Origin of the sequence: Congregibacter sp. (assembly GCF_045107095.1) — a bacterium.
In the GTDB taxonomy this organism is placed as follows: Bacteria; Pseudomonadota; Gammaproteobacteria; order Pseudomonadales; family Halieaceae; genus Congregibacter.
On the sequence record NZ_JBGCFU010000050.1, the window covers coordinates 22,323 to 33,978 of the forward strand.

The 11,656-nt window shown below is 54.1% G+C and carries 11 protein-coding genes; 6 read left to right on the forward strand and 5 right to left on the reverse strand.

Translation table 11 applies throughout. The features are described from left to right. Nucleotides 1–7: 7 nt before the first annotated feature. Nucleotides 8–751: a class I SAM-dependent methyltransferase gene (locus AB8B76_RS09180; RefSeq protein WP_405271868.1), complete on the reverse strand. Its 744-nt coding sequence runs from the start codon at nt 749–751 to the stop codon at nt 8–10. 163 nt (nt 752–914) lie between these two features. Between AB8B76_RS09180 and AB8B76_RS09185 the strand changes: the two genes are divergently transcribed. Together AB8B76_RS09185 and AB8B76_RS09190 are read left to right on the forward strand one after the other, a co-directional pair. After that, complete coding sequence (locus AB8B76_RS09185) at nt 915–1,544, forward strand: LysE family translocator (protein ID WP_405271870.1); 630 nt, start codon at nt 915–917, stop codon at nt 1,542–1,544. A 96-nt stretch (nt 1,545–1,640) separates the two neighbouring features. After that, entirely contained in the window at nt 1,641–3,215 is a 1,575-nt protein-coding gene (locus AB8B76_RS09190; RefSeq protein WP_405271872.1) for a PQQ-dependent sugar dehydrogenase, read from the forward strand. Between the two features lie 51 nt (nt 3,216–3,266). Here AB8B76_RS09190 and AB8B76_RS09195 read toward each other — a convergent pair whose 3' ends face one another. Then, the gene (locus tag AB8B76_RS09195) at nt 3,267–3,494 is read right to left on the reverse strand and encodes a hypothetical protein (RefSeq protein WP_405271874.1); all 228 of its coding nucleotides are present in this window, start codon (nt 3,492–3,494) and stop codon (nt 3,267–3,269) included. A 144-nt stretch (nt 3,495–3,638) separates the two neighbouring features. Between AB8B76_RS09195 and AB8B76_RS09200 the strand changes: the two genes are divergently transcribed. After that, nucleotides 3,639–6,089, forward strand: a complete 2,451-nt coding sequence (locus AB8B76_RS09200) for a zinc-dependent metalloprotease (RefSeq protein WP_405271876.1) — start codon at nt 3,639–3,641, stop codon at nt 6,087–6,089. Then, the gene (locus AB8B76_RS09205; protein ID WP_405271878.1) at nt 6,090–6,998 is read left to right on the forward strand and encodes a DUF4440 domain-containing protein; all 909 of its coding nucleotides are present in this window, start codon (nt 6,090–6,092) and stop codon (nt 6,996–6,998) included. Between the two features lie 25 nt (nt 6,999–7,023). On the opposite strand, the gene AB8B76_RS09210 is transcribed toward AB8B76_RS09205, so the two are convergent. Beyond that, nucleotides 7,024–8,115, reverse strand: a complete 1,092-nt coding sequence (locus AB8B76_RS09210; protein ID WP_405271880.1) for an FG-GAP repeat domain-containing protein — start codon at nt 8,113–8,115, stop codon at nt 7,024–7,026. Nucleotides 8,116–8,300: 185 nt separating this feature from the next. Here AB8B76_RS09210 and AB8B76_RS09215 point away from each other — a divergent pair, with 185 nt between their 5' ends. After that, nucleotides 8,301–9,233, forward strand: coding sequence for a glutathione S-transferase family protein (locus AB8B76_RS09215; protein ID WP_405271882.1), 933 nt, complete (start codon nt 8,301–8,303; stop codon nt 9,231–9,233). A gap of 37 nt (nt 9,234–9,270) precedes the next feature. Here the strand turns inward: AB8B76_RS09215 and AB8B76_RS09220 are convergent, their stop codons facing one another. Together AB8B76_RS09220 and AB8B76_RS09225 are read right to left on the reverse strand one after the other, a co-directional pair. Next, nucleotides 9,271–9,801 (reverse strand): TlpA family protein disulfide reductase, encoded by a 531-nt coding sequence (locus AB8B76_RS09220; RefSeq protein ID WP_405271884.1) that lies wholly within the window; start codon nt 9,799–9,801, stop codon nt 9,271–9,273. A 166-nt stretch (nt 9,802–9,967) separates the two neighbouring features. Beyond that, on the reverse strand, nt 9,968–11,128 hold the full coding sequence (locus AB8B76_RS09225) for a M48 family metalloprotease (RefSeq protein ID WP_405271886.1): 1,161 nt from the start codon (nt 11,126–11,128) through the stop codon (nt 9,968–9,970). Between the two features lie 196 nt (nt 11,129–11,324). On the opposite strand from AB8B76_RS09225, the gene AB8B76_RS09230 reads away from it, so the two are divergent. Continuing rightward, the coding region (locus AB8B76_RS09230) for an FAD-dependent oxidoreductase (RefSeq protein WP_405271888.1) at nt 11,325–11,656 on the forward strand (332 nt) is incomplete at its 3' end.

The following is an 11,656-nucleotide window of genomic DNA, read 5'->3' on the forward strand; positions in this document are numbered from 1 at the left end:
GCAGAGACTAGGGCTTACGGAAAAGCAAGGTGAATCGGTCCGTGTTACCAGTGACCGATTTACGCCCAACTTCGTACTCCAGCTCATCGTCCGCTCGATAATGCAAAGTGGAGTAATCAACGAACTCAAAGCCAGCAGCTTCGATTTCCTTGATAGCCTGCACGGGATCGACACGACGACGATTCTCAGGTGTCTCGGACTCCATGTGACGCTTTGTGTGATCGACCACACCGTACACACCACCTGATTTAAGCGCGTCAAACGCAGCCCCATGCATACCAGCACGCCCGGTTGAGTCAAAATTGTGCACGTTACGGAAGGTCAGAACCATATCGATGTCTTCAACATCCAGGGCCACAGAATCCATCGTGTAATAGCGAGAGCCGGACTCCCGACGCATATTCGCTTCGTCATCGATGACTGTTACGCCTTCAAAGCCAGGCTCGGTGAGCAAACCATCCTTCAAACGACCAGCGCCAAGGGCGACGTACAGTTCTCCATTTTCCGCAAGCACAGGGGCCAGCACTCGTGTGTACCAACCGCCCCCGGGAATCAGCTCCAAAACGCGCATATCGTCCTTGAGGCCAAAGAACTTTAGCGTCTCCAGGGGCTTACGATTGCGATCACGCTCGCGATGAGCTTCAGGGCGACTGTCGTCTGCAAGCGCTGCGGTAATTTTGTCGTCGATGTCCGCTGCAAAGGCGGGTACAGCCGCGACGAGCGCCGCGGTGGCTAATAAAAATGTTCTCATTGCTCTGTTCCTTGAAAATCGGTGAAACTTCGGAGTTTTGTGGTTGCAGATTTTTAATGATAGTAAGCAGCCGGGCCGGTGTGAGCAACAGTCACAAAAGTCTGGCAGGCTGGAAATCAGAATTTTCCTCACAAGCATTAACGCCTGAAGCTTAGGAATCCGATTGATTGATTTCACCAAACTAATACTCTTTGTGCCGACGATGCTGCTCATCTCGGCCACGCCCGGTATGTGCATGACCCTCGCTATGACCCTGGGCATGACCGTAGGCCTGAAGCGCACCGCCTGGATGATGACAGGAGAAGTACTGGGCGTTGCACTGGTCTCAACCCTTAGCGGCATCGGTGTCGCCAGCTTGATGCTCCGGTATCCGACGGCGTTCACCGCATTCAAGCTCATCGGAGGGCTGTACATGTTATGGCTGGGCCTACAATTGTGGCGATCCCGGGGGGCCATGGCCATCTCGAGTGAAGAATTGGACAGCTCTGCCTTTCCCGCTGGCCGCATTCTAGCGCTGCAGGGGTTCGTTACAGCAATTGCCAATCCCAAGGGCTGGGCGTTCTTTATGGCACTGTTACCGCCGTTCATGCTGACCGCCAACGGCCCTATTAATGCGCACAATGGCGCTGTTCTGCTGATCATCTTGCTATCAGAACTTTTCTGCATGACTCTGTACGCAACGGGCGGCAAGGCTTTACGGCAGCTTCTAAAGCAGCGCAGTAACGTCGCGGTACTAAACCGTGTCGCCGGCACCCTAATGATCGGCGTGGGAGTTTGGCTAGCTGCCTCATGAAGGCTAGCTCGCCAGTGAAACTCTCGGAAAAGAGGTAATACTGTAGATTGTTAATCTGCAACTGCGCACCGCTCGGTCCGCGAATCGGGAGAACCTATGTCACTCGTCAATAACTTCAGCGAAAGTTACAGTAACGAAATCAGCCTCAAGCTAGGCGTCGCGCTGGGCTTGGCGGTTCTATCGTTCAACGCCTTCGCGGCGCCGGATGCATCTGGCGAGACTACCGTCGAAACGCCAGGCATCACGGCACCGCTGACACCTGCGCAGATTGCTCGGGCATACCCGGAAGACGCTCTGAGTGGTGCAGCTGTAGACAAGCCCATGCTCCTGAAGAGCAAGGGTGGCATGTCGATCCGCGTGGTTAAAATGGCAGAGGGGTTATCTCACCCTGACGGCTTGGTTTTTTTGCCCGGTGGGCGGGAGATGCTGATTACCGAGCGGCCTGGGCGTCTGCGGGTGGTAACGGATGGCGTCCTTAACCCGGAGCCGATCTCCGGGCTCCCAGCCATTAACAACGTCGGGCTTGGCGGTTTACACGACATTGTTCTTCACCCGGGTTTTGTCACTAACCGGCAGCTATTCATCTCCTACACAAAAGATCGAGAGCCAGAAACAGGAACCACGCTCGCGGTCCTGCGTGCGCGTTTTGATGAAGGTCGCTTAAAAGACGTGCAGGACATACTGGTAGCCGATGCCTGGGAAAGCCCCTTGGGCACCTATGGAGGACGCATGGTATTTGGGCCAGATGGCATGCTTTACATCAGCGTGGGCGATCGTGACGGCACCACCTCCAGTGATACTTCCAGTGCGCGCCCCGAAGCACAGAACCTGAAAAATCATATCGGAACTATTTTACGTGTGCGTGAAGACGGGTCGGCTCCATCGGACAACCCCTTCATAAATGATCCCAATGCGAAAGATGAGATCTACAGCTACGGACACCGGAACGTCTATGGCATCGCCTGGGATCCCAATACCGGGGAAATGTGGGCATCAGAATTTGGCCCCGCCGGGGGCGATGAAATCAATCGAGTTATCCCGGGACACAACTACGGCTGGCCCCTGGTCTCCTTTGGCCGGCATTACTCGGGCAGCCTGGTATCGGAGCGGCCCTGGTATCGCGAAGGGATGGACAACCCTTTGTTCTTCTGGAACCCGGCCTTTAACCCAGAGAACATGTTTTTTTACACCGGTAATAAATTCCCACGCTTAAAAGGCAGCCTGATGGTAGCGGGCGCTGGCTCTAAAACCGTCGCGCAGATGAGTATACGGGGCGACTTCATCAAGCAGGGCGACACCATGCTCACAGAACTTGGTGTGCGCTTTCGCGATATCCGCCAGGGACCAGATGGCTACATTTACCTGCTAACCGAGGGCAGGCTGCGGGGACCGCGGGATACTGACGGTATGCTGCTACGTCTTGAACCACCCTCGCCCGCAGCAGCGGCGGCATCTGCAGAGGGTGCGGTACTCCCAAATGCCGAAGGTAAACAACTGATACAAAGGGCCTGCGGCAGCTGCCACGGTGTCGATATGGTGATAGCTAAACCAAGAAGCCCTGACGAGTGGAAAGAAGTGCTCAACAGCATGATCGGCAAAGGTATGAACCTGAGCGATAATGAGTACGGTCAGGTTCTGACTTACCTGACGGAACAAGTAAGAGCTCCCTAGAGAAACTTGAATCAGGGCAAAAGCAGTGTTGGGGAGCGTCTGTCCAAAAGCCTACTTATCGAGCTCCCGATACTTGTCTTCGCTGCTCTGAAGCAAGCTGTCAGCCCGTTGTCGCACCGAGTCGATGGCGTTTTCAGGCTTATCCGTCTCAAGCTGCAGGGTCGTGTCCGGCTTTTGCTGAGATTCCCCAAGAGTTTGCTCCTCCGGCGAGGACGACATATTCGACATCACGAGAAAACCCACAATAAGCGCAGCCAGTAAGACTCCAATGATCCCCATGAGCAAACCTCCCGTAACACCCGCCTCGCAATTTCAAGCCGAGCATCGCTGATGAATACGACATACATAGTATAGGATGGCAGCATAATCACCGACACTGATGTATTCCCGCTGTAACACAGACCAGCATTGAGGCCACAAACAATGATCCTATTTCGAGCCGTAGAATCGACAACGCAAGCTGTTGCGCGGCGCACACTGCAACAGATATTCATCGTCCTTCTATTCGCCGCTTCGTCCCACGCTCGGTCTGCTGACCTGCCATCTTTGGCGGATAAAGTAGCTGATGCAGAGCACATGCCAGGGTATTTCGATCTCTATTGGGATAGCTCCGCGGGAGCTATGTACCTGGAAATTGATAAGCTCGACACAGAATTTCTGTACCAGGTATCTATGGGCTCTGGGCTTGGATCTAACCCCATTGGCATTGATCGTGGACAAGTTCGAGGCACTCACATCCTCGAGGCCAAGCGTGTCGGCCCACGCGTTTTGCTCATTGAGCCCAACTACCGGTATCGCGCCACAAGCGACAATCAGCTGGAGCGAACCGCTGTAAAGGACGCTTTTGCGCCCTCGGTTCACTGGGGGTTCGACATAGTCGCCGAAGGCGACAACAGCATACTCGTCGATGCAACAGAGTTTTTCCTGCGCGATGCTCGAAACGTCGTGGGCCAGATCAAGCGACGGGACCAGGGTAAGTTCAAGTTAGAAAAATCTCGGAGCGCCATATACCTCGATAACACTGCCGCCTTCCCCGAGAACATCGAAGTCGAAGCCATGCTCACGTTTACCAGCGATGCTCCCGGTGATCTGGTCAACAAAGTGGCGGCGACGGGATCGTCGATAACGCTCAGACAACACCACTCCATCGTAAAACTTCCCGACGACGGTTTTAAAACGCGCATTTCAGATCCAAGGATCGGCACCAACGGACCAACAATTCAGGACTACGGAACGGCCATCGGCGAAGACCTGGTGGTTCGCCTTGTCGCCCGCCATCGCCTTGAAAAGAAAGACCCCAGTGCAGCCCAATCCGAGGCGATCGAACCGATTGTTTACTACCTGGACCCCGGCGTACCCGAGCCTATCAAGAGCGCGCTCATAGAGGGTGGCCGCTGGTGGAATCAGGCGTTTGAAGCCGCCGGCTTCATTGACGCGTTTCAGGTCCGCGAATTGCCCGCGGGAGTAGACGCCCAAGACATCCGATACAACATGATTCATTGGACGCACCGACGCACCCGGGGTTACTCCTACGGCTACTCAGTGGTCGATCCGCGTACCGGTGAAATCATCAAAGGAAACGTCAACCTGGGTAGCCTGCGCCTGCGCCAGGACTATCTCCATGGGCAAGGACTCATACCGGGATTTGACTATCTTGTCTCGGCCACAGGGAACAACGCCGCCTCGGTTAATCTGGCGCTGGACCGCGTTAGGCAGCTCTCCGCTCACGAGATAGGCCACACCCTCGGCTTCCCTCACAATTATCTCGCCAGCAGCTATGGCCGTGAGAGCGTCATGGACTATCCGGCACCTTTGGTGGAAATCACGGAGGATGGCGAGCTGGATTTCTCCAATGCCTATCCACAGCGAATCGGCGATTACGACAAGCTGGCGGTACGCTACTCCTACACGCAATTTGACGAAAGCGCGGATGAAGCTGCTGAGCTGGGGAAAATTGTTCAAGAGAGTCTGGATAGCGGGCTTCTCTTCATGGCACACAACAACAATAACTTTCGTGGTGCAGGACATCCCTACGCTAGCGTCTGGGACAACGGCGACAATCTGGTTGACCACCTGAAGCATGAAATCAAAGTGCGCGAAATCGGCTTGAACAACTTTGGGGAAGAGTTGATACGCACCGGAGAGCCCGTGTCGACCCTTGAGTATGTGTTGTTGCCGCTATACATGCACCACCGCTTTCAAATGAATGCAGCAGCCCAAAGTATTGGTGGCGCTGACTATCGCAACACACTACGCGGCGACGGCCAGCAAGCGGTTACCATTGTTGATGCTGAAGAACAGCGCGATGCGCTGTCCACCGTGCTATCGACTCTGGAAGTCGACTTTCTGACCCTGCCCAAGGACGTACTCGCGCTTCTGCCACCACGCGCCCAACGCTTCGATCAGGGCGAAGCATTCCCAGGGCGCACCGGTCTTTACTTTGATGCCTTGGGTGCCGTAGAAGCATCGGTCAGCCTCACCGTGCAAACGGTACTGCACCCTGCACGCATGGAACGTCTAGCCGCCTACGGCAGCATGGGTGACTACCCTACTCTCGAGGAAGTGGTCGATGCTATTCTCAAAGCCACATGGTCTGCCAGGGAACCCAGTGACGATTACCGAAAAAAGGTCCTGCAGGTTGTTCAGCAAGTGACTACTCGGGAAATGATGATCAGTGCGAGCAATCCGAAAATTAGCGGCGTCGTTCGCGCCGTATTAGTCGATCGCCTTAACCGTTTGCGCATTGACCTGGAAAAGAAGTCCAAGCGCGATGCTCACCGTTACAGCATGGCGGCAGAGATCCTTCACTGGCAGGAGACGGGCGAAGCCCCAGACTCGATATCGCTGAAAATGCCGCCCGGAGATCCCATCTAAATGCGCAAAATAGACCCAAAAATCATGTTGCTTTCCATAGTGATGATTGCGGCGCACGCGCAGGCCGACGAGCCAACGCAAACGCCCGATGCTCAGACCTTCCTTGAGATGGATCGTCAAATCATCGAAGCGTTTCTAGAGGGCGATGCAGCCGGCTATTCGGCCAGGATGAGCGACGACTTTTTCTTGTTCCAAAAAGGTTACCGAGCGAGCAAGGATTATGCGGTGGGTATGGTCAGCGCAATCAATTGCGAAGTGAGTGATCCTTTAGCACTGAGCTTGGCGCAGATCACAGAAGTCAGTGAAGACGCCTACGTGCTGAGCTATCGCATGGACATCCAAGCGAGCTGCGCGAGTGGTGACATATCAATCACCCTACCCACGCCCGTTCGCGCCTCGACACTGTGGATATACAAAGAGGGCAGCTGGCAGATCGCCTATCACGGAGAGAACGCTATAGTGACGCCTGATTCCGCTGCTAATTCGCCAGCGCCCGCGAGTAATGAAAGCTTGGCGGCGAGCGAAGCGGCACCAGAGGGTTCCTTACTCGAGTCTCTGCTGGCTGTGGAGTCCGCTGTTTGGGAAACATGGCGCACTCGCGACGCAAACGCATTGTTGAAGCTAACCGCTGATGACATTTCCTTCGTAAACGTGTTTGGCGACTACTTTGCCAATAAGACCGATACCATCGCTAACTGGACCGGCCCCTTCTGTGATGTAGACAGTTTTGTCCTAAGCGAAGGGGAGGCCACGCGGGTATTACCAAAGGTGGCAGTGCTGACGCTGACGGGCAGCGTAAAAGCCATCTGTGATCAACAACAGTTTGAAGATATGCGTGTCTATCCGACCACGGTGTATGTAAACGACGGCGAAAGCTGGAAATGGGCTTTCGGTTTTAACGCCCCCTAGCGATCGTGCTTCAGTAGAAACAGCCTCACTTTCCGAAATAGACCATGTTGGGCGCATCGGATCGAGCTGCCACGATGTCTATCAACCCATCGCCGTTAACATCATCTACCGCGAAACCGTAGGTGGTGCCCTCCTTCTCGCCAAACTGGTCGCCAAATCGCGTCTCGGTGAATCTTCGATCCCCTTCGTTGAACCATATCGCAGGACGTGCCTCGATAAATCCGACAATCAGATCAGTACGTCCGTCTCTATCCACATCTTCGGCAAGTATCGCGTAGGGTCGCTCCGCTGATTCCGTCATGGATATGAGGGAACTAAATTCCAGATCTGGTTCTCCGTAAAACATACCGATGCGTGGTGCCGCAATCACGTGGTTACCCCCATCAGGAGCAGAGCCCCCTACGCCCGTACTAGATCCGGGTGCGATTATTGCGATGTCGACGCGACCATCGTTATCAAAATCCGCCACAGCGGCCGAGCGATAACCAACTTTCGGCGGGCCGAAGGCTTTGCGGTCGTAAAACCCCCCTTCTCCGTCGTTCAGACGTACTTCACTCTGACCACCGTCCCGGTGAGGAATGATCAAGTCGACATCGCCATCGCCGTCAACGTCCGAGGGAGTAATCGTGGTCGCGGATCCCCGATAGATCACCTCGCAGGACTCGCTAAAACGGCCCTTGGCAATCCCAAAGCAAACAAAGCTATCAGTAATTTTGCGTCCGCCTCTGTTTGCAGCAATCACATCTACAAGACCGTCGCCGTTGAGGTCAGCGATAGACACATGCCGAGTGTTCCAATCGGGAGAACCGAACTGCTGGACCTCTGTGAACACTCCCTGACCATCGTTATGCAACACGCGTTTAGGGTCTGGAGAATCGTTGCTTATCAGCATGTCCAAATCCCCGTCACTGTCCAGATCAAACAGCTCGCCGGTGTACGATCGATCAGGCCCGGGACCTATAGCTGAAACCGGAGAAAAACCTCCCTCTCCGTCCCCATAGCGAACCAGGTTCTGCAATGGCCAGTGGCGGCCTTTTACCAGCACTATGTCCAGATACCCGTCTCCATTGGTATCACCGATACTCGCATTGGCCGACGGGTATGCTTCATCTTCCAAGATCTGACCTTGAGTAAAGCTGCGACCACCAGCGCCTGTAGTATCAACCACAACAGAGGATTGGCAAGCCGTCACCATGGCGGTGGCGATAAGCGGGGCTACTAAGAAAGGCGAATTTTTTTTCATACCCCAGTATAAGAGGGAAGCGTGATACTTTCTCGCATCCAACATTCAAGGACAGGCCCATGAGCGAATCAATGATCCTTCACCATTACGAAAGCTCTCCTTTTGCGGAAAAGATCCGACTGATGTTTGGCTACACCAGCAGCAGTTGGCAATCTCTTCCATCGCCAGCCTGGCCGCCGCGACCCAATGTTGACCCATTATCAGGCGGGTATCGCCGCATACCAATCGCCCAGCAGGGTGCCGATATCTTTTGTGACTCAGCACTGATCGCACAAGAAATCGCCGTCGCTGCTAACCAGCCAGCCTTAGACCCTTATAAGGTAGACGGTGCGGCACTGGAGCTCATGCAAGAAGCCCAAGGTGATGGCTTCTTTGCAGCAATCACTTCTGTGTCGGCGCCGAAGCTCCTTGGCACCATGATCATGAATTTTGGTCCCGTGGGAACTTACCGTTTCGTCAAAGACCGCAGCGGCATCCTAGACGGCGGCACCACCACCGCAAAGCCCGCAAAGGACGCGCGAAACGTGATGTCTGGAATCTTCGACAATCTGGAGCGCGTCCTGGGCGATAGTGAATGGCTTGGCGGCAGCGCCCCCAGCGCTCCAGACTTTGCGGTGTATCACCCAATCTGGCTACACCTAAGTTGTGGCGGAAAGCTTCCCCCAGCAGCTAAGAATGTTTTGCGATGGTACGAAGCGGTCAGCGCTTTCGGCCACGGTCAGCGCACAGAAATCAATCAGGGCGATGCCTTCGCGAGTGCCAAAAATGCAGAGCCGCGTCCTTTGCCAGCCAGCGATTTAAGCTGTGAATTTGAGATCGGCCAAAGCCTTGAGATTCAGCCCGAAGACTACGGTGTTGTACCGGTCACCGGATCCTTGGCCGCAATCACAGCAGAACGCGTAATCCTGAAGCGAGAAACCCAAGAATTCGGCACCTTGCACGTACACTTTCCGCGCGCCGCCTACGCTTTAAGATCAGCGGCAGCGGGCTAGTGTCAGGACTAAGGCGCCAAAGAAAAGCTGGAAACGACTAAGAGCCGGCCGCGTCTGATGACAGCAAGTCATCCAGCACGGCTCGAACTTCGCTGGCCCATATCTGCGATACCTTGGAACCTGCGGGCAGGTTCGTGCTACGCCGTCGGTAAGCCACGTTGCCCTCACCATCAACCACCAACAGACCCGGAATAAAGTCGATGCTCCAAGCATCACCGATGCTATCCGCATCGGCGATAGCAACGAGTGGAAAACCCAACGATTTGGCGTAAGCCGCAGCATCACCGTAACCCCGTTCTTTATGATTCAGGCTGATAATCTGAACACCCGCATCAGCGTATTCAGCTTGAATCTCAGCCGCACGCGGCATGAAAGCTTTGCAATAGGGGCACCAAGTTGCCCAAAACAAGACCACTGCGGGCTTCCCGCCGAGTACGTCCGGAAAATCCACAGAGTCTCCTGTGATGAGATCCGTCCCGCTCCAAGGAGGAGCGACATCGCCTTGAGTAACGGCAATACTTTGGGTTGAAAGCACCGCGAAGAGCGTGGCCACTAAAATGTGTTTCATTGACGTTCACCTGTGAGCATTGTTAGATCATCCTAAATCATCCGGGCGCTTGGCGCGCTTGTAGCAAGTGTTCGACAACAAAAGAGCAGCAAAAATTCCTTACAAAGAAGTCGCTCTCATCTGAGGCCAGACAGGCCGCCCATATCGCACACCCCATGGTGAAGTCTTATTGCGATTGCTGCTTCCACTTCATCGCGCGACGGACTCGTTTTTCTACCGAGGGATGGGTATAAAAAAGCAACTCCTGCAGCGGTGACGGTCTGGGATATCGATACTCAGCCGTCTTAACCAGAGCGCCCGCCAGCGCATCCGGTAGATTCACCGTCTCCAGCGAGTATTGGTCTGCTTCGTTTTCACCCGCGCGAATCACTGCGTTAGTCACCGGCTGAGCAAGTGTTAACACCAATCCCACTACAAACAAAAATACCGGCAAGCCCACTGGGTCTGATAAACGAGCCTTTGATCCAAACAAGCGAGCGAAGAAATCAAAAAAACGATCTATCAAGAGGAAAGAGATTAGCGCCAATGCACACAGCGCAAACAGCACTCGCCAAACGTGGCCAAGCACGTAATGACCGATCTCATGACCCGTGACGGCTTTAACCTCGTCTAATGATGCCCTGTTAAAGGCAATATCTGAAATCGCAATCCGCGCTGCAGAACCTAAGCCAGACACATTCGCGGTAAAGTTGTTCGATTGTCGGGAACCGTCATACATAAAAATTCGGTCGTGTTCGATACCCGCCTCGTCAGCCATTGATTCCAGAGCGACGCGAACCTCGCCCGGCGGCACAGCGGTATAGTCATTGAACAAGGGCTCAATGAAAATGGGCGAAACAAGTAGCAATAGCGCTGCCACCGCCATCGCGAAACCGCTCGCCCAAAGCCACCAGGCACGACCCGTGCGTCGAACAAACCAATACAAACCGGTGAAAAATAGACTACCAAAGATCATGGATGTCCCGATGGAAAGCACCGCTTGCTGCAGCCAATCCCCAGCTGGCTGGCTTGTCCGCCCATAACGGGTCTCACGCAAAAATTCCGATACAAACTCCCAAGGCAAATTGAGCATAGAGTAAAAAAACGAAAACACGAGGGAGGTAAGCAATGCGTTCAGCCAATGACGATGCGTCGGGACTTTGCTGCTGACCTTTTCCAGCACCCCCATACGCACTATGAGGAGCGTAATCAAAGCCGATACCATCAGCTCCCACAGTATCAACCAGTGCGCGCCCGCAGTGTAGGCCGCAGCTTTCGCTAAAGCCTCAGGACCCAGGCTATCGATGTAGGCTTGAGTCGCCATTTCAGGGTCAAACAAGGTAGACATTCATACGTCGCTCGCTGTGTGGAGACGCGCAGTGTACTCAATCGATAGTTTCTTGCGCAGACGTATTGATCATCCACATTCTTTCGCAAATACAGATGCGTTTGCAGGGCTAGGGATGCAAGATTAGGTAAACATGCGTAAATGGGTAATATAGTCCGTTAACAAATAAGCCTCACAAAATAAAAAGAGAAGCCCCATGAGCGAAAACACCCGTGAGTCAGTGACTGAAGTCGACGTAGTTATTGTCGGAGCAGGCTTTGCCGGTATGTATCAACTGTACAGGCTCAGAAAAGCAGGTTTTAACACGGTCGTTGTGGAAGCTGCCGATGATGTGGGTGGCACCTGGTATTGGAACCGCTATCCCGGCGCGCGCTGCGACATCCTCACCGTGGACTACTCCTACAGCTGGGACCCTGAACTACAGAAAGAGTGGACCTGGAGTGAGCGCTACGCAACTCAGCCAGAGATTCTTCGCTACGCACAAACGGTTGCCGAAAAGCATGATCTTCGTCGCGATATACGCTTCAA